This window comes from Streptomyces sp. NPDC055254 (genome assembly GCF_053606025.1).
Genome location: NZ_JBSGQV010000005.1, coordinates 107,036 through 131,697 on the forward strand (window position 1 = coordinate 107,036; position 24,662 = coordinate 131,697).

Below are 24,662 nucleotides of genomic sequence, written 5' to 3' on the forward strand. Positions count from 1 at the left end.
AAAAGAGCAGGAGCGGGGCGAATGGGGGGGGTGGGGCAGTGGAACGGTGGAGCGAGTGGGGAAACGTTTCTGTCCGGCGCCCCGCAGTGGCGGGGAAGGAAGGGGCGGGGCGCCGGACAGGCGCGGGGGTCACCTCGCGGACGAGGCGACGGGGCCTCAGCTCAGGCCGATGGCGGCGCAGGCCGCCGCGTACTTCTCGGTGCAGATCTCTTCGACCTTGTAGACGCCGTCCTTGACGACGGTGTCCTTGATGTTGGCCTTGGTCAGCGAGACGACCGGGATCAGCACGGAGGGGACGCCCGGGTTGGTGGGGCTGTCGACCTTCTGGTTGATGATCCCGTCGATCTTCTCGCCCTTGGCGAGCGCGACGGCCATCTCGGCGGCGGCCGCGGCCTCGGGGGCGTACGGCTTGTAGACGCTCATGAACTGCTCACCGGCGACGATCCGCTGGACACCCGCGAGTTCGGCGTCCTGACCGGTGACGGGGGGCAGGGGGGAGAGACCGGCCGCCTTGAGGGCGGTGATGATGCCGCCGGCCATGCCGTCGTTGGCGGAGTAGACGCCGACGATCTTGTCCTTGCCGATCGCCGAGAGCGCGGCCGCCATGTTGGTGTTGGCGTTCTCCGGCTTCCACTCGACCGTGTCGTACTCCTTGCCGACGTTCACCTTGCCGTCGAGGACGGAGTGCGCGCCCTGCTTGAAGAGCTTCGCGTTCGGGTCGGTGACCGAGCCGTTCATCATGACGATCTGGCCGGACTTGGCCTTGTCGCCCAGCGCCTCCAGCAGCGCCTTGCCCTGGACCTTGCCGACCTCTTCGTTGTCGAAGGAGGTGTAGGCGTCGATCGGGCCCTCGGCCAGGCGGTCGTAGGCGACGACCGGGATGCCCTTGTCCTTGGCCCGCTTGACGGCGCCGGCAATGGCCTTGGAGTCCACCGCGTCGATGATCAGGACGTCCACCTTGTTGGTGATCATCGTGTCGACCTGGGAGTTCTGCGTGGTGGCGTCCTGCTTGGCGTTGGCGTAGACCACTTCGCCCTTGCCGCCGGTGAGATCGGCGACCTTCTTCTCGATGAGCGGCTTGTCGAACTTCTCGTAGCGCGCGGTCTGGTTCTCCGGCAGGAGCAGACCGACCTTGATGGCTTCGCCCTTGGCGGCACCGGACTCCTTGGTGCCTCCGCCGGCTTCCTTCGCACTGCCACAGGCGGCCAGCGAGACGGCCATCGCACCAGCGGCGACGGCTACGGCGGCTCTACGCATACGCGTGTTCATTACTTGAACCTCCCTGACGAGGCCGCAACACTGCGGCCGAGGTGGATGTGAGTCAACCCCGGCCGCGTTTTGCCGTCAAGGAGTGAATCCTTAACGAGATGACAACGGTGCCATCCGTTATCTACCTGAAGACAAGACGGCTGGTGCTCGCACTCCACTTCCATGGTCCGACAAAAGCGTCGAATCGCCCATCTCGCTGAGTACGAGGGCCAGCGCGCCCAGCACCTCGGCGCGGCCGCCCAACGACCCCGTGAGCACCGACAACTGCCGGGCCGCACTGGGGATCGCGTACCTCCCCACGGATTCGCGGATGGGGGCCAGGACCAGTTCACCGGCGTCGGCCAGTGAGCCGCCCAGCACCACCCGGCTCGGGTTCAGCAGGTTGCACAGACTGGCCACCCCGCTGCCGATGTGGCGGCCCACGTCGGTGATGACGCGCCGGCAGCCCGGGTCCCCGCCGCGGGCCAGCTCGACGACCCGCTCCATCGTCAACTCCGGTCCGTGCGTGCCCTGGAGCAGCGGCAGGACGTACCGGGCCGCGGCGAAGGTCTCCAGGCAGCCGCGGTTGCCGCAGCGGCAGACCGGGCCCGACTCGTCCAGCGTGATGTGCCCGATCTCGCCGGCGGTGCCGCCCGGTCCGCGGTAGATCTGGCCGTTGATGACCAGGCCTGCGCCGACGCCGCTGGCCACCTTGATGTAGGCCAGGTCTTTCACTCCCCGGCCGCTCCCCCATACGAGTTCACCGAGGGCGCCGAGGTTCGCGTCGTTGTCCACGTACACCGGCACCCCCAGGCGCCGCGAGAGCTCCTTCTGGGGGTTGATGCCCGCCCAGCCCGGCAGGATCGCGGTCGACCCGAGGGTCCCGGACTCCACGTCGATCGGGCCGGGGACGCCGAGACCGACGCCGATGACCTTGTCCGGGCCCACGCCGATGCCCGCGACCAGCCGTCCGACCAGCATCTCGGCCCGGTCGAAGCCGTCCGTCCAGGAGGCGTCGACGTCCAGCGGCTCCGCCTCCTCGGCCAGCACCTGGTGGGCGAGGTTGCCCACGGCCACGCGCAGGTGGGTGTGGCCGAAGTCCACGCCGATGACGATGCCCGCGTCCCCGCTGAGCGAGACGCTGCGGGCCCGGCGGCCGCCGGCCGAAGTGTCCGTGACCTCGACGGTTCCGCTGTCCTTGAGCTCGCGGACGATGTTGGAGACCGTGGCCGCCGACAGTCCGGTGCTACGGGCGATCTCCGCCTGGGTCAGCGAACCCGCGAGGCGCACCGCACGCACGACCCGTTCGAGGTTCGCCCGATGCAGCGAGGACTGCGATCCGGGAGTCTGCACGACTCATCCACTCCTGCCCATAAGCGACGGCCGAGCCGTCGCCCCCCGGCCGGGCCGTCGCGGCTGCACGCTCCGAGACCCCGGCGTCTCTCCAACTTGTGAACCTTAAGTCGAGCCTTTACGCATCCAGACGTCAAGAGGGTGACGCAGTACGAATCGGACGCTATCGGCCGCAAGAGGGAGAGAACACCCCTTCGGATCGTGCTACGGTCGCACTGGCGCCGATCATCCGCGCCCTTTCCGGCCGGACCGGCGCCCTGTGATGACGGCGCTGCGCGAGGAGGTGTTCGGGATGAGTCCCGATCGAAGTCCTTGCCACGCCCTCCTCGGCTGATCTCCTGGCCGGCTGACCTCTTCCGCGTGCATACGGCCGCGATCCACCGCGCCCCGCGCCGTCCCCTTCGACTTCGCCCGGCGCCGGATGTCCGTGGTCCTGAGCCGCGACGCACGGGTGGGCGGTGCCGGCCGCGCCGAGCACGTCATGATCACCAGGGTGCCGTCGAAGAGGCGCCGGCCCTGTGCACCCATACGAGAGAAGAGGCAAGGAGGCGGGCCGCGGCGCGGGGCGCGGCGGTCAGCCGGCGTCGGTGGTGCCGGATCCGGCCGCCCGACCGCGCTACTTGAGGGTGGCGGAGGTCAGGCCGGCCTGGATCTGGCGCTGGAAGGAGAGGTAGACCGCCAGCATCGGGATGACCGCGATGGTGGCGCCGGCGAACAGCACCGGCAGGTCCGTCTCGTAGCCCATCTGGTACTGGAGCTGGATGAGGCCCTGGGTGAGCATGTAGCGCTCGGGGTCTCCGCTCGTCTGCGGCTGCATGAGCACGGCCGGCAGGATGTACTGGTTCCACTGGCCCAGGACATTGAATATCCCGACGCTGATCAGGCCGGGCTTGGCCATGGGCAGCATCACCTGGAAGAAGATCCGGGTGTCGGAGGCCCCGTCGATGACCGCCGCCTCGTGGACCGCCGTCGGCAGGGTCCGGAAGAAGGAGTGCATGAAGAAGACGGTGAACGGCATCGAGTAGGCGACGTACACCAGGATCAGGCCTTGGTAGGTGTTCAGCATGTCGAAGCGCTTGACCATGAAGAACAGCGGCACGAGCGCCAGGAACACGGGGAACATCGCCCCGCTGACGAAGAAGTAGTAGATGACCCGGTTGCCCTTGAAGGGGTAGCGGGCCAGGACGTACGCCGCCATCGAGCCGAACAGCATGGTCAGCGGCACCGAGAACACCAGCACGATCAGCGTGTTGGCGAAGTACCCGCCGATGCCCTTGTCCCAGGCGCGGCCGAAGGCGTCGAAGTTCCAGTTCGAGGGCCAGCTCAGCGCCGAGCCGCCGATCTGCGCGTCGGTCTTGAAGGAGCCGAGCGCGAGCCAGATCAGGGGCAGCACGATCATTATCGCCCAGAGGACGAGGAACCCGTGCGAGAAGACGTTGAGGACCACGCCCTCGGAGCGGCGCTTGTCCGGCTCCCCCGTCCGTCCGGCTCCGCCGGAGCGCTCCGCGGCTGTTTCGCCCGGAGCCTTGATCACTGTGGACTGTGCACTCATCGTGGAATTCCGCTCAGAACTCGATGCGCTCGCGGCGGGTGGCGCGCAGCGTGATGACGGAGAGGATCATGGTCAGGACGAGCATGACCACGCCCATGGCGCAGGCGTAGCCGCTCTTGCCGAAGTACAGGAAGTTGCGCATCAGCACCGTCGCCATGACCTCGCTGTGGTGGTCGGGTCCGCCGCCGAACTGGCCCGAGGTCATGGTCGACACGAGGACGAACATGTCCATCGCGGCGATGCCCAGGTAGACCGCGGAGGTCTGCACAGAGTCCCACAGCAGGGGCAGGGTGACCTTGAAGAAGGTCTGGGCGCGCCCTGCGCCGTCGAGCAGGGCGGCCTCGTAGATGTCCTTGGGGACGGACTGCATGGCCGCGGAGAACAGGACGAGGTAGAAGCCGACGCCGTGCCAGACCACCACGAGCAGCAGGCACCACAGGACGAGATTGGGCTCGTTCAGCCATTCGACCGGGTGCTGGGCGTCGATCAGGCCGGTCCTGACGAGGAAGCCGTTGAGCAGACCGCCCTCGTCGCTGCGGTAGATCGCGCCGAACAGCACGGCGAGGATCGCCAGGGACAGGACCTGGGGGAAGAAGTACACGACCTTGTAGAAGCGTGATCCGCCGATCCCCTGGACGCCGCCGGCCCCGCTGCGCCCTCCGGCGTTCACCATGAAGGCGAAGAAGAGGGCGAGCAGGATGGTGATCACCGGGACGAACACCAGGAGCAGCAGGTTGTTCCAGAGGGCGCCGCGGAAGACCTCGTCCTTCAGCAACGTCGCGTAGTTGTCCAGGCCGACGAAGTCGAACGTCGGGGACTGCCCCGTCCAGTTGGTGAAGGAGTAGCCGAATGTCTGCACATACGGCCAGATGACGAAAGTGAGGTACAGCGCGAGTGGCGCGATGAGGAAGCCGGTGATGAAACCGTTCTTCCCTCTCCCCTGGACTACGTGGCTCATGGTGTCCGTCCCTGGTGTTGCCGGGTGGCCGGTGGACGCGGCGTCAGCTGCGCTTGTTGTTCTTGGCGTTCGGGTCCTGGGCGGCCTTGTTCACCGCGGCCTGCGCGCGCTTGATCCACTCCTTGGGCTGAATGCGCTGCGCCATCAGCTCATTGGACGCGTTCTCGATCTCGGTGCCCATCTCGCTGTACCACTCGGTGTACAGGTAGTTGAAGGTGTTGTCACCGGCGCCCTTGAGGGCCTCGACCGCGGACTGGGTGCCCGGGCGGAGCTTGACGTTCGGGTCGACCCCGTCCTTGACCACGGTGAGCGAGTTTGCCTGCTGCGCGAAGATCGTGGACCACTCGCGGGACAGCATCGAGCGGAGGAACTCCAGTCCCGCGGCCTTGTTGGCGGCCTTCTCCGGGACGATGAAGGGCTCGCCGGCCCCGGCGCGGATGGCCTCGAAGGGGAGCTTGCTGTCGGCGAGCACGGGGACCGGCAGGAACTTCATGTCGAAGTCCTCCGGGGTCTGCTTCAGCTGCTCGTTCTCCAGCCAGGAGCCGGAGGGGATGAAGGCGGCCTTGTACTGGTTCCAGGCGGTCTGGGACTCCGTGTGCGTGAGGCCGTTGGTGCCCGGCATCAGGAGGCCCTTCTCGACCACCTCGTAGACCGCCTCGACGGCGGCGAGGGCGGCCGGGTTGCCCTCGAAGGCGTTCGGTTCGAGGTTGTCGATGGCCTTCATGGCCTCCAGACCGCCCTTCTTGGCGATCAGGTCCATGATGACGACGTTGATGTAGTACGGGTACTTGCCCTGGTGGGCGACGCCGCCGATGCCCGCTTCCTTGGCCTTGGCGCAGACGGCCAGGAACTCGTCCCAGGTCTTGGGGGCCGTCCAGCCCTTCTCCTTGAAGAGCTTGCCCGAGTACCAGAAGCCGAAGACGGTGTATACGTAGTTCAGCGCGACGAACTTGCCGCCCTGGGTGCCCTGTTCGACGGTGCCCTTGATGAGGGTGTCGCGCACCTTCTTGGCGGGGTCGTCGAGCGAGGGGGCGTCGAGGACCACGTCGAGGTCGGCGAGCTGGCCGCCCTTGAAGAGCACGTCCAGCTTGATCTGCTGGGCGCCCGCGTCGTCGACGACGTCCGGCGGGTTGCCGCCGTTGAAGCGGGGCTGGAGCTTCGCGGTGATCTCCTGGGTGCCCAGGTGCTCGCTGGTGGTTCCCCACTTCTTGTCGAATGCGGCTTCCCAGGCCTTCGCGTAGTCGTCGCCGAAGCCGCCCTTGAACACGACCACGTCCAGCTTGCCGCCCTTGGCGACGCCGAAGGGGTTCTCCTTGGAGACGACGCCCTTGTCCGGGCCCTTCGTGGTCTCCTCGCCGCCGGAGGCGCAGGCGGACAGGAAGCTCATCGTCGGCACGGTGATCAGTCCGAGTGCCGCGGAGCGCTTGATCAGATCACGACGGCCGAGGCCCTCACCAGTGGATCCCATGCTCATGTCCTCGCCTTCGTCAAGAGTGTGAAGGAGGAAGGAAAATACGGCAGTTGCCGTACATGCGGCATCGCCGCAGGTCCCCGCCGTCCACCGGTCCGGAGCCGCTCGTCTCGCGGTGGTCCGGACGGGCACAGGTATAGTCCACTTCCGCTCGCCTGAGCAAGATCGTGCACAAGGATGACCGCCAGTTTTTCCGAGTTGAGACCTGTCCGTCATCTGACACTGCCACCAGGACATACCGAAGGGCCGCACCCCCTCGACGGGGATGCGGCCCTTTGGCCACCGATTCACTCGGCCGGCGGGTGCCTAGCCCCGGATGAGGTTCCGGAGCACGTACTGCATGATGCCGCCGTTGCGGTAGTAGTCCGCCTCACCCGGCGTGTCGATGCGGACGACCGCGTCGAACTCCACGCCGGTGTCGGTGGTGACCTTGACCGTGCGCGGGGTGGTGCCGTCGTTCAGCACCTCCACCCCGGTGAAGGCGAAGGTCTCCTCGCCGCTGAGGCCCAGGGAGGCCGCCGTGGCGCCCTCCGGGAACTGCAGCGGCAGGACGCCCATGCCGATCAGGTTGGAGCGGTGGATGCGCTCGTAGGACTCGGCGATGACGGCCTTGACGCCGAGCAGCGCGGTGCCCTTGGCCGCCCAGTCGCGCGAGGAGCCGGAGCCGTACTCCTTGCCGGCCAGGATGACCAGCGGGACGCCGGCGGCCTGGTAGTTCTGCGAGGCGTCGTAGATGAAGGAGACCGGCGCGCCCTCGACCGTGAAGTCGCGGGTGAAGCCGCCCTCGGTGCCCGGCGCGATCTGGTTGCGCAGGCGGATGTTGGCGAAGGTACCGCGGATCATGACCTCGTGGTTGCCGCGGCGGGAACCGTACGAGTTGAAGTCGCGGCGCTCGACGCCGTGCTCGGTGAGGTACTTGCCGGCCGGGGTGTCGGCCTTGATCGCACCGGCCGGGGAGATGTGGTCGGTGGTGACCGAGTCGCCCAGCTTCGCCAGCACGCGCGCGCCGACGATGTCGGAGACCGGGGTGGTCTCCATCGTCATGCCCTCGAAGTAGGGGGGCTTGCGGACGTAGGTGGACTGCGGGTCCCACTCGAAGGTGTTGCCGGTCGGGATCGACAGCGCCTGCCACTGGGCGTCGCCCGCGAAGACGTCCTGGTACGACTTGTTGAACATGTCCTCGCCGATGGCGTTCGCCACGACGTGGTTGACCTCGGCCTCGGAGGGCCAGATGTCGGCCAGGAAGACCGGCTTGCCGTCCAGGTCGATACCGAGGGCGTCCTTGGTGATGTCCACCTTCATGGAGCCCGCGATGGCGTACGCGACGACCAGCGGCGGGGAGGCCAGGTAGTTCATCTTGACGTCGGGGTTGATCCGGCCCTCGAAGTTGCGGTTGCCGGAGAGCACCGAGGTGACCGCGAGGTCGGCCTCGTTGATCGCCTTCGAGATCTCCTCGTCCAGCGGACCGGAGTTGCCGATGCAGGTGGTGCAGCCGTAGCCGACCAGGTTGAAGCCCAGCTTGTCCAGGTACGGGGTCAGGCCGGCCTTGTCGAAGTAGTCGGTGACGACCTTCGAACCCGGGGCGAGGGTGGTCTTGACCCAGGGCTTGCGGGTCAGGCCCTTCTCGGCCGCCTTCTTCGCCACGAGCGCCGCGGCGACCATGACGTAGGGGTTCGAGGTGTTGGTGCAGGAGGTGATCGCGGCGACGGTGACGGCGCCGTGGTCGATCTCGAAGGAGGTGCCGTCGGCCAGGGTCACCGGGGTGGGCTTGGTCGGCACACCGTTGGAGGACGCCGGGGCGTCGGACGCCGGGAAGGACTCCTTGCCGGCCTCCTCGTCGTCGTTGACGTAGTTGCGCACGTCCTGCGCGAACTGCTCGGCGGCGTTGGCGAGGACGATGCGGTCCTGCGGGCGCTTCGGGCCGGCGATGGAGGGGACGACCGTGGAGAGGTCGAGCTCCAGCTTCTCGGAGAAGTCCGGCTCGGCGGCCGGGTCCAGCCAGAGGCCCTGCTCCTTGGCGTACGCCTCGACGAGCGCGACCTGCTGGGCGTCGCGGCCCGTCAGACGCAGGTACTTCAGGGTCTCGTCGTCGATCGGGAAGATCGCGGCGGTGGAACCGAACTCCGGCGACATGTTGCCGATGGTGGCGCGGTTCGCGAGGGAGGTGGCCGAGACGCCCTCACCGTAGAACTCGACGAACTTGCCGACGACGCCGTGCTTGCGCAGCATCTCGGTGATCGTCAGCACCAGGTCGGTGGCGGTGGTGCCGGCCGGCAGCTCGCCGGTGAGCTTGAAGCCCACGACGCGCGGGATCAGCATGGAGACCGGCTGGCCGAGCATCGCGGCCTCGGCCTCGATGCCGCCGACGCCCCAGCCCAGCACGCCCAGGCCGTTGACCATGGTGGTGTGCGAGTCGGTGCCGACGAGGGTGTCGGGGTAGGCCTGGCCACCGCGGACCATCACCGTACGGGCCAGGTGCTCGATGTTGACCTGGTGGACGATGCCGGTACCCGGGGGGACGACCTTGAACTCGTCGAAGGCGGTCTGGCCCCAGCGCAGGAACTGGTAGCGCTCCTTGTTGCGGCCGTACTCCAGCTCGACGTTCTGGGCGAACGCCTCGCTGGTGCCGAACTTGTCGGCGATGACCGAGTGGTCGATGACCAGCTCGGCCGGGGCCAGCGGGTTGATCTTGGACGGGTCGCCGCCGAGGGCCTTGACGGCCTCGCGCATCGTGGCGAGGTCCACGACGCAGGGGACGCCGGTGAAGTCCTGCATGATCACGCGGGCCGGCGTGAACTGGATCTCCTCGCTGGGCTGGGCCTGCGAGTCCCAGTTGCCGAGCGACCGGATGTGGTCGGCGGTGATGTTCGCGCCGTCCTCGGTACGGAGCAGGTTCTCCAGCAGGACCTTCAGGCTGTAGGGAAGGCGGGCCGAGCCCTCAACCTTGTCCAGCCGGAAGATCTCGTACGACTCGTCGCCCACCCGCAGCGTGCTGCGGGCGTCGAAGCTGTTCGCCGACACGACAGTCTCCTTCATGCATGAATTTCGCGCGTTTACCGCATCCTGCCGCCACGCCCCTTGGCCAATCCGCTAAGGTAGGGCTAAGTTAGGTCACCCTTACCAGCGGGGGCGGCTGCGGTTCGCCTTCGGCAGATATCTCGATGTCGAGATAACTCTAGTACATGTCGCACCGAAGGGACGAGGTACGCACCCCGCCGACCTGTCCCGGCGCGGGGTGACTCGTCCCGATACGACCGGCCGCGCCGGAGGGCGGGTCGGCCGGTGAGATTGCTCACGGGTGGGAGGCGGCCGGTGTCAGGGGGCGTCTCGGGCGGGTCGGGTCCGGCGGGGGCGGCTCCGGCGGGTGGCGGGTCGGCCGGCGTCAGGGGCTCGTGGCATCGTGGGGCCATGGTCATCGACGTGCGCCCGGCCGCGGCTTTCGAGGACGTCCGCGCCGTACTCGGCCCGAAGTCTCCCGGGGCCGATGTCTGCTGGTGCCTGAGCTACCGGATCCCCTCGAAGCTCAACAACGAGCTGCGCGGACCGGCGCGGGGCGAGTACGTGGCCGGGCTGTGCCGCGCCGAGCCGCCTCCGGGGGTACTCGCCTACGACGGTGACCGCCCCGTCGGCTGGGCCGCCGTCGCACCGCGCTCGGACACCTCCTTCGCCCGCAACCGGAAGATCCCGCACGTCGACGACCTGCCGGTGTGGTCGCTGTGGTGCATCCGCGTACGCCCCGGCCACCGGAAGGCGGGGATCTCGCACGCCCTCATCGCCGGCGCGGTCGAGTTCGCCCGCGCCCACGGCGCGCCGGCGATCGAGGCGTATCCGCTCGACAACGGCGCCGCCCGGGTCGACCTGACCATGGCGTACGCCGGGATCCGGAAGAACTTCGAACGCGCCGGCTTCACCCACGCCGCCGACACCACTTCCGTGCTCGCCGGCCACCCCCGCGTCCTGATGCGCCTCGACCTGCGCTGAGGGGCGCCGACGGGCGGGGCCGGCGGCGGGCGCGACGGCGACCGGCCGCCACATCCGGACACGCGCGGGATGAATCGCACGAAAATGACCAAAGAGGGTATGGGTTGAATAGATACCCCAAATGGCCCAATGGCGCCCATGCGGTGACACACCCGCCGGGCCAACTGACCCTTACCTCGCAGGAGAAGGCTCCGCCCCCTCTGACCAGGCTCGTCGCGCCGCCCGCCCGAGCGGGGCGCACGATGGCAGTTGACGGTCGGTAACACCCGCACGCCACGCCCCACGCGAGCCGTATCTCATATCTGAGATACGGTGCACCCATGGCAGACGATTACCTCGCACGCATCGGCAAGCTCATCCGTGACGCCCGGCAGCACCGTGGCTGGACACAGAGTCAGCTGGCCGACGCGCTCGGCACGAGCCAGAGTGCCGTCAACCGGATCGAGCGCGGCAACCAGAACATCAGCCTGGAGATGATCGCCCGCATCGGCGAAGCGCTCGACAGCGAGATCGTCTCTCTGGGTTACGCCGGCCCGATGCACCTGCGCGTCGTCGGCGGCCGCCGCCTCTCCGGCGCCATCGACGTCAAGACGAGCAAGAACGCCTGCGTCGCCCTGCTGTGCGCGTCCCTGCTCAACAAGGGCCGTACGGTCCTGCGTCGGGTGGCCCGGATCGAAGAGGTCTACCGCCTGCTGGAGGTCCTCAACTCCATCGGCGTCCGCACCCGCTGGATCAACGACGGCGTGGACCTGGAGCTCGTCCCGCCCGCCCGGCTCGACATGGAGGCCATGGACGCGGACGCGGCCCGCCGGACCCGGAGCATCATCATGTTCCTCGGTCCCCTGCTGCACCGCATGGACCACTTCCGCCTGCCGTACGCCGGCGGCTGCGACCTCGGCACCCGCACCATCGAGCCGCACATGATCGCCCTGCGCCGCTTCGGCCTGGACATCACCGCGACCGAGGGCATCTACCACGCGCAGGTCGAGGCCGGGGTCTCCCCCGACCGCCCGATCGTGCTGACCGAACGCGGGGACACGGTCACCGAGAACGCCCTGCTGGCCGCCGCGCGGCACGACGGGGTCACCGTCATCCGCAACGCCTCGTCCAACTACATGGTCCAGGACCTGTGCTTCTTCCTGGAGTTGCTGGGCGTCGAGGTCGAGGGCATCGGCACCACCACGCTCACCGTCCACGGTGTCCCGAACATCGACGTGGACGTGGACTACTCCCCCTCCGAGGACCCGGTCGAGGCGATGAGCCTGCTCGCCGCCGCGGTCGTGACGGAGTCGGAGCTGACCATCCGCCGGGTGCCGATCGAGTTCATGGAGATCGAGCTCGCGGTCCTGGAGGAGATGGGCCTCGACCACGACCGCTCGGCGGAGTACACCGCGGACAACGGCCGCACCCGCCTGGTGGACCTGACCGTGCGTCCGTCCAAGCTGGAAGCCCCGATCGACAAGATCCACCCGATGCCCTTCCCCGGGCTGAACATCGACAACGTCCCCTTCTTCGCGGCCATCGCCGCCACGGCCCAGGGCCAGACCCTGATCCACGACTGGGTGTACGACAACCGGGCCATCTACCTGACCGACCTCAACCGCCTCGGCGGGCGCCTCCAACTCCTGGACCCGCACCGCGTCCTGGTCGAGGGCCCCACCCGCTGGCGCGCGGCGGAGATGATGTGCCCGCCGGCCCTCCGCCCGGCCGTGGTCGTCCTCCTCGCGATGATGGCGGCCGAGGGCACCTCGGTCCTGCGCAACGTCTACGTGATCAACCGCGGCTACGAGGAACTGGCCGAGCGCCTCAACTCGGTGGGCGCCCAGATCGAGATCTTCCGCGACATCTGACGGCGCGCGGGGTCCGCGCCAGGTCGCGAAGCGGCGCGGACCCGCGCACCGTGCTCCCGGGACACGGCGGCAAGGGGGCTTCCGGATCTCCCGCCGGGACACGAGGGGACGATCTTGTCCGAGGAGAGGCCGAGGTTCGCCTCGTGGGGGGTCGGTCAGGGAGACCGGAGGGGGTCGGTCGGGAGGGACCGGTAGGTCTCGCGCAGGGCGGACAGTGCCGGGTCGTCGGGTGCGAAGGACGCGGTGTCGATCGCCGTGACGGCCCGGACGCCCATGCCCGCGTTGGTGGCGAAGGCGGCCCGCATGCCGTGGGCGGACTCCCGGGTGACGGGGGCGACGACGTGGGGGTGGTGGCGGCGCAGGAGCTCCATCGTGACGCCCGGCAGGACGTCGGCCGCCGGCCAGATCACGGTGCCGGAGTCGTCCACGAATCCGACGTTCCAGGTGGGGCCCTCGGAGACGAGTCCGTCGGGGCCGTGGAAGAGCGCGTCGTCGAAGCCGGCCCGCTGCGCGGTCCGGCGGCCGTGGAGGGTTCCGAAGAGGCCGGTGTGCTTGACCGCCGGCACGTCGCGCACGTACGGGACGGACCCGACCCGCATCGGGGGCAGGGGGAGCGGCGGCCCCGCCGGGCGGGTGGTCACCAGTACGTGCGGGGTGGCCGGCGCGGAGGGCCGGCCCAGGTCCAGGGCCGGGTCGAAGACGGTGACGCGGACGACGCACGCGCCCTCGCCGCCGGGGGCGACCACGCGGCCGAGGTACTCGCGTACCCGGTCGAGGTCCAGCTCCGCCGCGAACAGCGCACGGCAGTCCCGCCGCAGCCGTTCCAGGTGCGCGGCCAGGCCCCGTACCCGTCCGTCCTCGACGCGCATCGTCGTGAAGTGCCCGTAGTTGACGAGCGCCAGGGCCCGCACCGCCTCCGGGTCGGCCGCGGCTCCGTCCAGTTCCATCACGCCGCCCAGTCTTCCACCGCCGCTCACCGTCCCCAGCCGCCGGCACCCCGCCGGGCGCGGCACGGGCCGGGCGGGGCCGGGCGCGGCACGGCGATATCCGGTCCGATGTCGTACGCATCCTCGCCACCGGCGGTAGGGCCCGGCAGAATCGAGCGCCACGAGTCGGGACGAAGGGGGCGGTCATGTCAGCCGGAACGCAGAGGGACGCCGATACGGCGGGTACGGCGGGTACGGCGGGTACGGCGGGTACGGGGGGCGCGGCTGCTACCGCGGTGACGTCGGGGACGGTCGGTGCGCCCGCGCCACCGGCCCCCGTACTCGCGGGGCACCCGCTGCTCGGATCGCTGCGCGACCTGAAGTCGGACTCCCTCGGCACCTTCCTGCGGGCCCGGCACCGGCACGGTGACGTCGTGCGGATCACCGTCGGCCCGCCCGTGCTGCGCGCCGAGCTGTACTGCGTGTTCTCCGCGGAGGGCGCCCAGCAGGTGCTCGCCTCGGAGTCGGCCAACTTCCGCAAGGACAACGCCTTCTACCAGGAGGTCCGCTACTCCTTCGGCAACGGACTGCTGACCAGCCAGGACGAGGACTATCTGCGCCAACGCCGCCTCGTGCAACCGCTGTTCACCCGACGCCGGGTCGACGGGTACGCCGGGGCCGTCGCCGCCGAGACCGCCTCGGTGCTGCTGGCCTGGGAGGAGGCCCGCGACGGCCTCGTCGACGTGGGCGCCGAGATGACGCACTTGGCCCTGCGCGCGGTCACCCGGATCCTCTTCGGAGCCGACGTCGAGGCGACCGCCCACGTCGTGAACCGGTGCTTCCCGGTCATCACGGACTACGTACTGCGCCGCGCCTACTCCCCCGCCAACCTGCCCCGCGGCTGGCCGACCCCGGGCAACCGGCGGGCCGCCGCCGCGATGGGCGAGCTCCACGCGGTGTGCGACGCGATCGTCGCACAGCGGCTCGGAGCCGCCACCGCTCCGGACGCCTCCCCGGACGCCGCGAACGACGGCCCGGCCGCGGACCTGCTGAGCCTCCTCGCCGCGGCCCGTACCGCGGGCGACGCCGCGTTCGACGCCGTCGAGTTGCGCGACCAGGTCCTGATCTTCCTGCTGGCCGGCCACGAGACCACCGCCACCTCGCTGGCCTTCGCCCTCCATCTGCTGGCCCGCCACCCGGAGCAGCAGAGCAGGGCCCGGGAGGAGGTGACCCGGGTCCTCGGCGACCGTACGCCCGAAGCCGCCGATCTGGACCGGCTGCCGTACCTCACCCGGGTCCTCAAGGAGGCCATGCGGCTCTACCCGGCCGCGCCCGTCATCGGCCGCAAGGCCGTCGCCGCCACCGTGGTGGGCGGGGTGGCGGTCCCGGCGGGCGCGGACGTGGTCGTGGCGCCCTGGGTGACGCACCGGCATCCGCGGTACTGGCCGGACCCGGAGCGCTTCGACCCCGACCGGTTCACCCCCGAGGCCGAGGCGCTGCGCCCGCGTTATGCGTGGTTCCCCTTCGGCGGCGGCCCGCGCGCCTGCATCGGCCAGCACTTCTCGATGCTGGAGTCGGTGATCGCGCTGGCGATGACCTTGCGGGCGTACGAGTTCGAGGCGGTGGACACCGACGTCCCGGTCGGCGCCGGCATCACCCTGCGGACCGACGGCCCGGCCCGCTGCCGGGTACGGCGCGTGAACGCGTGACGCCCGGGCGCCCCTCGCCGACCCTGCCCGATCCGCACCGCCCCGGCACGGTTCCCGCGTCCGGCCGGACCCCGCCGGCGGACCGCCGTCGTCAGACCGCCGTCGGCGTGTGGTTGCCCTTAAGGCGTTCGAGGTCCGAGGGGCGGACCTGGATCGCGAACAGTGCGATCACGGCGGCGACCAGGGTGAAGATCGAGGCCGTGACGAAGGCGGCGGACACGCCCGAGGTCAGTACGTAGTCGCCCCAGGGGTCGGGGAGCCGGCCGGTGCGTTCGAAGAGGAGCCGCTGCGCAGGGGTGGCCTGGCCGAGGAAGGCCGGGACCTGCGCCTCGGCCTCGTTGCGGCTGGCCGTGCCGAACACGGTGACCAGGATGGACAGTCCGAGCGAGCCGCCGATCTGCTGCATCGCGTTGAGGAGACCGGATGCCGCGCCCGACTCCCGGTCGGGGACGTTCGACAGTGCCATCAGCGTCAGGGACACGAACTGCATGCCCATGCCGAGGGCGAACAGCAGCATCGGGCCCAGGATGCTGCCCAGGTACGTGGAGTCGACGTCGGTCAGCGTCAGCCAGGCCAGGCCGGCGGCGCTGCACAGGGCGCCGATCACCATGAAGGGCTTGGGTCCGAACCTCGGCAGCAGGTGCGAGGTGACGCCCGCGCCCACCGCGATGACCGCGCTGATGGGGAGGAAGGCGAGGCCGGCCCGCAGCGGGCTGAAGCCCAGGACGTTCTGCACGAACAGGGTCAGGAAGAAGAACATCCCGAAGATCGCGCAGGCGAGGAAGAGCATGATCGCGTACGTCCCGGCCCGGTTGCGGTCGGCGAACATGTGCAGCGGGGTGATGGGCTGGGGCGAGCGGCGCTCGATGAGGACGAACGCGGCGAGCAGCACGACCGCCAGGGCGAAGGAGGCGAGGGTGACCGCGTCCCCCCAGCCGTCCTGCGAGGCCCGGATGAAGCCGTAGACGAGGGCGACCATGCCCACGGTCGAGGTCAGCGCGCCGGCGAGGTCGAAGTGTCCGGGGTGTCGTTCGGACTCCCGGATGACCCGGGTGGCCATCACCGCGATCAGCAGGGCGATCGGGACGTTGACGAAGAACACCCAGCGCCAGTCGAGCCAGGTGACGAGCATGCCGCCGGCCAGCAGGCCGATGGCGCCGCCGCCGGCCGACACGGCCGCGAACACGCCGAAGGCCCGGTTGCGTTCCGGGCCTTCCCTGAAGGTGGTCGTGATCAGCGCGAGGGAGGTCGGGGAGGCGATGGCCCCGCCGACGCCCTGGAGGGCGCGGGCGGCCAGCAACTGCACGTCGTTCTGGGCGAGTCCGCCCAGCAGCGAGGCGAGGCCGAAGAGGAGGACGCCGAAGACGAACACGCGCCGCCGGCCGAGGATGTCGCCCGCGCGGCCGCCCAGCAGGAGCAGGCCGCCGAAGGTGAGCGTGTAGGCGTTGACGACCCAGGACAGGCTCTCGGTGGAGAAGCCCAGGTCTGCCTGGATGTGCGGCAGCGCGATGTTCACGATGGTGATGTCGAGGACCACCATGAGTTGGCAGGAGGCGATGACGAACAGCGCGAGGCCGTGCGTACCGCCACGGCCCTTGCCGTGGGTCCCGTTCGCGCTCGGCAGCGGGTTCCGGTCCACCCTCACGACGCTAAGCCCGGCCCCGGGAGGCCACCACTCGAACAGCCTAGTGCCGGTGATATATCACATGTCACACTACGATCATGGATGACTTCCTCAGGCTCTCCGCGAAGACGGCCCGTTTCACGTACGGCGCCCCGCGCGCGTTCACCTTCGGGGACGACGGCAGGCTGCTCTGGTTCCTCCGCTCCGGCGGTCCCACCGACCCCTTCGACAGCCTCTGGGTCCTCGACACGACGACCGGCGCCGAGTCCCGGCTCGCCGATCCCCGTGAACTGTGCCCGGAGCCCGGTCCGCTCCCCGTCGCCGAACGCCGACTGCGCGAGCGCATCCGGCTCGTCGCCGCCGGGATCGGCTCGTACGCGCTCTCCGGCGACGGCCGCCGCGCCGTCTTCCCCCTCTACGGGCAGCTCTACGCGGTCTCCCCCGACGGGACCGGCGCCGCCCGGCTCCCGGTCGCCGGCCCCGCGCTGGACCCCCGGCCCAACGCGGACGGCTCGCGCACCGCGTACGTCTGCGGCGACGCCCTGTACGTCAGCCCGGGCGACCGCGTGAGCCCGGACGACGGGGCCCGCTGGGGCGTCGCCGAGTTCGCGGCCGCCGAGGAGCTGGGCCGCGCCCGGGGCCACTGGTGGTCCCCGGACGGGGTCACGCTGCTCGCCGCCCGCGTCGACGAGTCCGCCCTCCAGCGGCGCTGGTTCGCCGACCCCGCGCACCCCGAGCTGCCGGCCGAGGACTTCGCTTACCCCGAGGCGGGCGGCCCCAACGCCGGGGTCCAGCTGTGGGTGCTGCGCGAGGACGGCGACCCGGTCCGGCTCGACTGGGACGAGGAGAGCTACCCGTACGTCTCCGACGCGGGCTGGGAGTCGCCCGGGGAGATCCTGCTGACCGTCCAGGACCGGCTCCAGCGCAACGTCCTGCTACTCACCGCCGACCCGGCCACCGGCCGCACCCGGGAACTCTCCCGTACCACGCACCCGCAGTGGGTGGACCCGATGCTCCCCGGCACCCCGGCCCGGCTGGCCGACGGCCGGATGCTGACCGCCGTCGACACCCCGGGCGGGGCCGCCCGCGCCCTCGCGGTGGACGGCGAGCCGCTCACGGGCGACGGGACGCAGGTGCGCCGCGTGGCCGGGGTCCACGAGGGCCTGCTGCTGATCGAGGCCGGGCAGCGCGACCCCTCCGAGCAGCAGGTGCTGCTCCTCGACCCCGTGACCGGGGAGTGCACCCCGCTCGCCGACGGCCCCGGCGTGCACGGCGTCCAGGCCTCGGCCGGGAACCTGCTGCTGACCTCCGCCGACGCCGACGGGATACGACGGACCGTACGCACCGCCGACGGGCGGGAGTTCACCCCCCTCGACCTGTCCGAGCCGCTGCCCCACCGGGTGGTCCCGGTCCTGGAGCGGGTCACCGAACACGGTGTCCCGACGGCCCTCACCCTGCCCCGGGGGCACGTGCCGGGGCAGCGCCTGCCCGTGCTGCTCGACAGCTACGGCGGCCCGGGCTTCCAGGACGTCAGCGCCGAGCCCCGCCGCTGGCAGCACCGCCAGTGGTGGGCCGACCAGGGCTTCGCGGTCGTCACCACGGACAACCGGGGCACCCCGTACGTCTCCCCCGCCTTCACCCACGCCATGTACCGGGGCTTCTCCGAGGTCACCCTGGAGGACCAGGTCGGGGCGCTCCGCGCGCTCGGTGACCGGCATCCGGACCTGGATCTCGGCCGGGTCGGGGTGCGCGGCTGGTCCTACGGCGGCTACCTGGCCGCGCTGGCGGTGCTGCGCCGGCCGGACGTCTTCCACGCGGCGGCGGCCGGGGCCGCGCCGACCGACTTCCGGCACTACGACACCGCGTACACCGAGCGGTACCTGGGGCTCCCGCAGGAGCATCCGGAGGTCTACGAGCGGGACTCGCTGATCCCCGACGCGCCGAAACTGATCCGGCCGCTGCTGCTGATCACCGGCCTCGCCGACGACAACGTGCACCCGTCCCACACCCTGCGGCTGTCGCGGGCGCTGACGGACGCGGGCCGCCCGCACCAGCTGCTCGCGCTGCCCGGCGTCACGCACATGACCCCGGGCGGGGCCCGCGAGAAGGTGATGGCGCAGGAGCTGGAGTTCTTCCGCCGCGAGCTGGCCTGAGTGGGCCGAAGGCGACGCACAGGGCCCCGGAGACGCCGTTGTCTCCGGGGCCCTCGTCTTCCCGTGGATCCCCGTCAGTCACCCGGGAAGTGACAGGCCACCTCGCGCGAAGCGGCGATCCGCAGCAACGGCCGCTCGGTGCGGCAGATGTCCCGCGCCTTGGAGCAGCGCGGGTGGAAGGTGCAGCCGGGGGGTGGAGCGGCCGGGCTCGGCGGGTCGCCGAGCAGCACGATCCGCTCCCGCCGCCGCTCCGCCACCGGGTCCGGCAGCGGTACGGCGGACAACAGCGCCCGGGTGTAGGGGTGCTGAGGACTGGAGTACAGGGCGTTCTTGTCGCCGATCTCGACGATCCGGCCCAGGTACATGACGGCCACCCGGTCGCTGACCCGTTTGACCACCGACAGGTCGTGCGCGATGAACACGTACGACAGGCCGAGCTCCGCGCGCAGCCGCTCCATCAGGTTGACGATCTGCGCCTGCACGGACACGTCCAGGGCGGAGACCGGTTCGTCGGCAATGATCAGGCGGGGACTGGTCGCCAGCGACCGGGCGATCCCGATGCGCTGGGCCTGGCCGCCGGAGAACTCGTGCGGGTAGCGGTCGATGTGCTCGGGGATCAGTCCGACGAGCTCCATCAGCTCGGCGGCCCGGCGGCGGGCGTCCCGCGCGCCCCAGCCCTGTACGAGCAGCGGGTCGGAGATGATCCGGGCGACGGTCTGGCGGGGGTTGAGGGAGGAGTGCGGGTCCTGGAAGATCATCTGGATGTTCCTGCGCAGCGGTCGCAGGGCGCCCCGGGACAGCCGGGTGATGTCCGTGCCGTCGAAGGCGACCCGCCCGGACGTGGGCTCCAGCAGGCGTACGAGCATGCGGCCGGTGGTGGACTTCCCGCAGCCCGACTCCCCCACCAGACCCAGCGTCCGGCCGGCCTCCAGGTCGAAGGAGACCCCGTCCACGGCGCGCACGGGAGCCCCCCGGCGCCCGGTCGCGGACCGCTTGCCGGGAAAGGTCATGGTGAGGTCGCGTACGGACAGCAGCGGTTCGGTACGGGTCATCGGGCCGCCTCCTCGGCGGTGCGGACTCCGGGGAAGTGGCAGGCCGCCGTGCGGCCGGGCCCGTCCCCGTACGGGACCGGCCGCGGACGCTCCCGTACGCAGCGCGCGGCGGCGCGCGGGCAGCGGGGGGCGAAGGCGCAACCGGGGGCCGGGGCGAGCAGGGACGGCGGGGAGCCCGGGATGAAGGGCAGGGGTTCGTCGTCGGCGGTGTCGAGCCGCGGCAGCGAGTCGAGCAGGCCCCGGGTGTAGGGGTGGGCGGGACCGGCGAACAGCTCCTCGGCCTCCGCCTGTTCGGCGACCCGGCCGCCGTACATCACCAGTACCTCGTGGGCGACCCTGGCGACCACGCCCAGGTCGTGGGTGATCATGACGACGCCGAGGCCGCGCTCCTGCTGGAGCCGGGCGATCAGCTCCAGGATCTGCGCCTGCACGGTGACGTCGAGCGCGGTGGTCGGCTCGTCGGCGATCAGCAGGTCGGGTTCGCACGCCAGGGCCATGGCGATCATCGCGCGCTGGCGCATGCCGCCGGAGAACTGGTGCGGGTACTCGCCCGCCCTGCGGGCCGGCTCGGGGATGCCGACCTCGCCGAGCATGTCGATCGCCCGCCTGCGGGCCGCGGCCCGTCCCGATTTGAAGTGCACCCGGAAGTGCTCGGAGATCTGCTCGCCGATCGTGTAGTAGGGGTGCAGGCTGGACAGCGGGTCCTGGAAGATCATGGCCATCCGCCGCCCGCGAATGGTGGAGAGCTCCCGCTCGGAGAGTCCGGTCAGCTCGCGTCCGGCCAGGGCCACGGACCCGCTGACCTCGGCGCCCCGGTGCAGGCCCATGACGGCGAGCGAGGTGACCGACTTGCCGGAACCCGACTCGCCGACGATGCCGAGGGTGCGGCCGGCCTCCACGGTGAAGCCGAGCGAGTCGACGGCGCGCACGGAGCCGCGCGGGGTGGTGAAGGTGACGCGCAGATCGCGTACTGCGAGGAGCGGAGCGCTCATCAGTACCTCACCCTCGGGTCGATGACGGCGTACAGGAGGTCGACGGCGAGGTTGGCGACGACGATGAAGAAGGCGGCGAGCAGGGTGACCCCGAGGACCACGGGCTGGTCGGAGTTGACCAGCGCCCCGTAGAAGAGCCGGCCGACGCCGGGGAGTCCGAAGATGGACTCGGTGATGACGGCGCCCGCGAGCAGGCCGCCGAGGTCCATGCCGAAGATGGTCAGGACGGGGGTCATCCCGGAGCGCAGCCCGTGCTTGACGACGACGACCCGTTCGGGCATCCCCTTCGCTCGGGCCGTGCGGATGTACGGCTCGGCCATCGCCTCGATCATCGAACCGCGGCTCTGGCGCGCGTACATGGCGGCGTAGAGCAGCGCGAGCGCGGTCCAGGGCAGGAGCAGGTTGGAGGCCCAGGCGAGCGGGTCCTCGGAGAAGGCCTGGTAGGTGGGGTAGGGCAGGAGGCCGGCGATGCGGATGACGCCGTAGATGAGCATCACCGAGGTGAAGTAGACGGGCAGCGAGGCCGCCGCGACCGCTCCGACCATCAGGGCCTTGTCGGTGACGGTGTCCTTGCGCAGGGCGGCGGTGACTCCGGCGCCCAGGCCCAGGACGAGCCACAGCGCGGCGGCTCCGACGGCGAGGGAGGCGGAGACGGGGAGCCGGTCCATGAGCAGGTCCCACACGGGCAGGGAGTTCTCGTACGAGTAGCCCAGGCACGGGAAGCCGCACTCGACGGCGTACTGGCCGGTGCCGAGCGTGCGGCCGGTGAAGATGCCGGTGAGGAAGTCGGCGAACTGCCGCCACAGGGGCTGGTCGAGGCCCAGGTACGCCCGTACGTCGGCCAGTCGCTCGGCGCTGCAGGTCTTGCCGCAGGCGGCCGCGGCCGGGTCGGCGGGCAGCACGTAGAAGATGAGGAAGGTGACGGCGGCGATGGCGAGCAGGACCCCGGCGAGGGCGAGCAGCCTGCGGGCGAGGTAGAGGATCAACTGCGGCCGCCCCTCGGGTCGAGGATGTCGCGCAGGGCGTCGCCGAGCAGGGTGAAGGCGAGCACGGCGAGGAAGAGGAAGACGCTGGGGATGACGAAGTACATGGGGTCGGTCTCGTAGAAGGCCACGGACTCGGCGATCATCTGGCCCCAGGAGGGCGTGGGCGGGCGGACTCCGACGCCGAGGTAGCTGAGGGCGGCCTCGGTGCTGATCATTCCGGGGATGAGCAGGGTGGTGTAGGCGATCACTGGCCCGGAGACGCCCGGGAGGATCTCGCGGGTCAGGATCCGCCAGGAGCCGGAGCCGCCGACGCGGGCGGCGTCGACGTACTCGCGGTGTTTGAGGGAGAGGGTCTGGCCGCGGACGACGCGGGCGACGCCGGGCCAGCCGAACACGCCGATCACGACGGTGATCAGGACGATCCGGTTGACGTCCTTGGCCACGGACAGCATCGCGATCATGAAGATCAGCGAGGGGAAGGACATGGTCAGGTCCATGAGCCGGGACAGGATCGTGTCGGTGCGGCCGCCGAAGTAGCCGGCGGCGATCCCGGCGGCGGTGCCGGCGAGGACCACGATGGCGGTGGCGGCGAAGGCGATCAGGAGGGAGACCTGCGCGCCGTGGACCACGCGGGCGAACAGGTCGCGGCCGGTGACGGGTTCGACGCCGAGCCAGTGCTCGGAGCTGATCCCGCCGAAGGAGCCGAGGGGCTGGCCGCCGAGGTAGGGGTCGATGGCGGTCTTGTCGAACTGCTCGGGGGACCAGCCGCCGAGCGCGCCCAGCCAGGGCGCGGTGACGGCGGTCAGGACGAAGAGCAGGACGAGGCCGAGGCTGACGCGGACGGCGGGGCGGCGGCGGAGTTCCCGCCGGGCGAGCTGCCAGGGGCTGCTGCCCGGGGGGACCTCCTTCACCTGCGGGGCGCCGTCGGCAGGTGCGGTGGTGGTCGTCATGTCGTCATGTCGGGATGTCGGGATGCCGTCGGGCCCGGCCGCCCTCAGCCCTGGCTCTTCGACGGGTCCTTGAGCCCGACGGTGGCGTAGTCGATGGTGCCGGTCCACACGGGGTGGCCGAAGGCGCCCGCGATGTTGGGGCCGACGAGCAGGGGCTTGCGCTCCAGCAGGATCGGGACGGAGGGGGACTTCGCCATGAGGGCCGCGTCGAGGTCGATCCAGGCCTGGTTGGCCTGCGCGGCGTCGGCCATGGCGTTGATCTCGTCGATCCGCTTCATGGTGGCCTCGTCGCGGAACTGGCTGTAGTTGCCCTGGTTGCCCTTGTCCTTGATGGTGCGTCCGTCGAAGACGAAGGGCAGCCAGGTGGAGCCCGACGGGTAGTCGGGGCACCAGCCGGTGAGCGTCATGTCGGGGGTGGTGGACAGGTCGCCGATGACGTCGTAGTAGGCGCCGGGGTCGACGGTGTCGACGACGACCTCGATGCTGGCGCGCGACAGGCCCTGCTGGATGGCCTCCGCCTTGCCCTTGTCGCCGGTGGACACGGCGAGGGAGACCTTCAGGGCCTCCTTGCCCGCGGCCTTGAGGAGCTCCTTGGCCTTGGCCGGGTCGCCCGCCGGAGCGATCTTCAGGGTGTCGGCCTGCTTGCCGCCGGACAGGGCCGGGGGCAGGTAGGCGGTGGCCACCTCGTTGAGGGCCGGGCCGCCGCCCGCGGTGACCACGGCCTCCTTGTCGACGGCGTACTGCATGGCCTCGCGGACCTTGGGGTCGTCGAAGGGGGCGCGGGAGTTGTTCAGGTGGAGCATCTCCGTACAGCCCTGGGACTCGGCGAGCAGGCGCGCCTTGACGTCCGGCTTGGGCAGCACCTTGGGGGCGCTCTCGGGACGCATGTCGGCGTACTGGACGGCGGAGGCGTCCGCGCCCTCGCCGGCGATGATGCGGTCGTCGATCTGGCCGCCCTTGAGGCCCATGACCACCACGAACCGGTCCGGGTAGGCCTTGCGCACGGTGTCGGTCTTCGGGTCCCAGTGCTCGTTGCGGACCAGGACCAGCTTCTTGTCCCGGTCGTAGGACTCGATCTTGTACGGGCCGGAGGAGAACGGGCGGGCGTCGTACTGGGTGCCCTTCTCCTGGGCCAGGGGGACGGGTGCGAAGGTCGGCAGGGTGGCGGTGGCGGAGAACTCGGCCACGGGCCGCTTGAGTTCGAAGACGATCGTGCGGTCGTCGGGGGTCTTGACCGAGTCGAGGTGCTTGCCCTGGAGCGGACCCTTGTAGCCCTCGGCGCCGGCCAGGTACTGGGCGGCGTAGTCGGGGCCGCCGGTGAGGTCGGGGGCGAAGGAGCGCTCGACGTTGTACTTGATGTCCTGGGCCTTGATCGGCGAGCCGTCCTCGTACTTCACGCCCTCCTTGAGGGTGAAGGTCCAGGTGCGGCCGCCGTTGGACGGGGTACCCAGGTCGGTGGCGAGGTCCGGGACGAGCTCGCTGCCGGCCTTGCCGGGCTCGGCCTTGAAGGTGACCAGGGTGCGGTAGAGGAGCCGGGTGCCGAAATCCATCGTCGGCATGACCCAGTTGCGGGCGGGGTCGAGGTGGGAGAAGTCCTGGTTCGACAGCACCGTGAGCGTGCCCCCCTTGACCGGGGTGCCGCCGAGGATCTTCCCGTCGTTGGCGGCGGCCGGGTTCGAAGCACCCGCACCGCCCGTGCCCTTCTTGGGGTCGGAGCAGCCCGATGCGCCGAGTGCGAGAGCCGCCACCAGGGCGGTGGCGAGGGCGAGTTGGGTGCGCTTGGTCATGGGTCACTCCAGTGAAGGGCCGCGCTCTACGATGTGACCGATAACATAGTAATGTGAAATTGCACTGACA

17 protein-coding genes are annotated in these 24,662 nt (G+C 70.4%); 4 read left to right on the forward strand and 13 right to left on the reverse strand.

Going from position 1 to position 24,662, the window contains the following annotated elements; all coding sequences use genetic code 11:
* Positions 1-156: 156 nt before the first annotated feature.
* The 6 genes from ACWFQ8_RS07400 to acnA form a co-directional block, all read right to left on the reverse strand.
* A complete protein-coding gene (locus ACWFQ8_RS07400) occupies positions 157-1,269 on the reverse strand; it encodes a sugar ABC transporter substrate-binding protein (protein ID WP_453785237.1) in 1,113 nt (370 codons plus the stop codon).
* A 117-nt stretch (positions 1,270-1,386) separates the two neighbouring features.
* A complete protein-coding gene (locus ACWFQ8_RS07405) occupies positions 1,387-2,601 on the reverse strand; it encodes an ROK family transcriptional regulator (RefSeq protein WP_453785238.1) in 1,215 nt (404 codons plus the stop codon).
* 616 nt (positions 2,602-3,217) lie between these two features.
* On the reverse strand, positions 3,218-4,153 hold the full coding sequence (locus ACWFQ8_RS07410) for a carbohydrate ABC transporter permease (protein WP_453785239.1): 936 nt from the start codon (positions 4,151-4,153) through the stop codon (positions 3,218-3,220).
* Positions 4,154-4,166: 13 nt separating this feature from the next.
* Entirely contained in the window at positions 4,167-5,111 is a 945-nt protein-coding gene (locus ACWFQ8_RS07415; protein ID WP_453785240.1) for a carbohydrate ABC transporter permease, read from the reverse strand.
* Between the two features lie 43 nt (positions 5,112-5,154).
* Complete coding sequence (gene ngcE, locus ACWFQ8_RS07420; protein WP_453785408.1) at positions 5,155-6,579, reverse strand: N-acetylglucosamine/diacetylchitobiose ABC transporter substrate-binding protein; 1,425 nt, start codon at positions 6,577-6,579, stop codon at positions 5,155-5,157.
* A 309-nt stretch (positions 6,580-6,888) separates the two neighbouring features.
* Positions 6,889-9,603, reverse strand: coding sequence for an aconitate hydratase AcnA (acnA, locus tag ACWFQ8_RS07425; RefSeq protein WP_453785409.1), 2,715 nt, complete (start codon positions 9,601-9,603; stop codon positions 6,889-6,891).
* A gap of 387 nt (positions 9,604-9,990) precedes the next feature.
* Between acnA and ACWFQ8_RS07430 the strand changes: the two genes are divergently transcribed.
* Both ACWFQ8_RS07430 and ACWFQ8_RS07435 read left to right on the forward strand, forming a co-directional pair.
* Positions 9,991-10,563, forward strand: a complete 573-nt coding sequence (locus tag ACWFQ8_RS07430; RefSeq protein WP_453785241.1) for a GNAT family N-acetyltransferase — start codon at positions 9,991-9,993, stop codon at positions 10,561-10,563.
* A 320-nt stretch (positions 10,564-10,883) separates the two neighbouring features.
* Complete coding sequence (locus ACWFQ8_RS07435) at positions 10,884-12,413, forward strand: helix-turn-helix domain-containing protein (protein ID WP_453785242.1); 1,530 nt, start codon at positions 10,884-10,886, stop codon at positions 12,411-12,413.
* A gap of 155 nt (positions 12,414-12,568) precedes the next feature.
* Here ACWFQ8_RS07435 and ACWFQ8_RS07440 read toward each other — a convergent pair whose 3' ends face one another.
* A complete protein-coding gene (locus ACWFQ8_RS07440) occupies positions 12,569-13,360 on the reverse strand; it encodes an aminotransferase class IV family protein (protein WP_453785410.1) in 792 nt (263 codons plus the stop codon).
* Between the two features lie 185 nt (positions 13,361-13,545).
* Here ACWFQ8_RS07440 and ACWFQ8_RS07445 point away from each other — a divergent pair, with 185 nt between their 5' ends.
* Entirely contained in the window at positions 13,546-15,048 is a 1,503-nt protein-coding gene (locus tag ACWFQ8_RS07445) for a cytochrome P450 (RefSeq protein WP_453785243.1), read from the forward strand.
* Between the two features lie 91 nt (positions 15,049-15,139).
* Here ACWFQ8_RS07445 and ACWFQ8_RS07450 read toward each other — a convergent pair whose 3' ends face one another.
* Positions 15,140-16,588, reverse strand: coding sequence for an MFS transporter (locus ACWFQ8_RS07450; protein WP_453785411.1), 1,449 nt, complete (start codon positions 16,586-16,588; stop codon positions 15,140-15,142).
* A 182-nt stretch (positions 16,589-16,770) separates the two neighbouring features.
* On the opposite strand from ACWFQ8_RS07450, the gene ACWFQ8_RS07455 reads away from it, so the two are divergent.
* Entirely contained in the window at positions 16,771-18,825 is a 2,055-nt protein-coding gene (locus ACWFQ8_RS07455; RefSeq protein ID WP_453785244.1) for a prolyl oligopeptidase family serine peptidase, read from the forward strand.
* A gap of 74 nt (positions 18,826-18,899) precedes the next feature.
* Here the strand turns inward: ACWFQ8_RS07455 and ACWFQ8_RS07460 are convergent, their stop codons facing one another.
* From ACWFQ8_RS07460 to ACWFQ8_RS07480, 5 genes are read right to left on the reverse strand one after another with little or no spacing between them, the layout of a single operon-like run.
* On the reverse strand, positions 18,900-19,877 hold the full coding sequence (locus ACWFQ8_RS07460; protein ID WP_453785245.1) for an ABC transporter ATP-binding protein: 978 nt from the start codon (positions 19,875-19,877) through the stop codon (positions 18,900-18,902).
* Positions 19,874-20,869: an ABC transporter ATP-binding protein gene (locus tag ACWFQ8_RS07465; RefSeq protein ID WP_453785246.1), complete on the reverse strand. Its 996-nt coding sequence runs from the start codon at positions 20,867-20,869 to the stop codon at positions 19,874-19,876. Before ACWFQ8_RS07465 ends, ACWFQ8_RS07460 begins: the two co-directional genes overlap by 4 nt.
* Positions 20,869-21,855, reverse strand: a complete 987-nt coding sequence (locus ACWFQ8_RS07470) for an ABC transporter permease (protein ID WP_453785247.1) — start codon at positions 21,853-21,855, stop codon at positions 20,869-20,871. Before ACWFQ8_RS07470 ends, ACWFQ8_RS07465 begins: the two co-directional genes overlap by 1 nt.
* Positions 21,852-22,805 (reverse strand): ABC transporter permease, encoded by a 954-nt coding sequence (locus tag ACWFQ8_RS07475; protein ID WP_453785248.1) that lies wholly within the window; start codon positions 22,803-22,805, stop codon positions 21,852-21,854. Before ACWFQ8_RS07475 ends, ACWFQ8_RS07470 begins: the two co-directional genes overlap by 4 nt.
* Positions 22,806-22,849: 44 nt before the next feature.
* Positions 22,850-24,592, reverse strand: a complete 1,743-nt coding sequence (locus tag ACWFQ8_RS07480) for an ABC transporter substrate-binding protein (protein WP_453785249.1) — start codon at positions 24,590-24,592, stop codon at positions 22,850-22,852.
* Positions 24,593-24,662 lie beyond the last annotated feature (70 nt).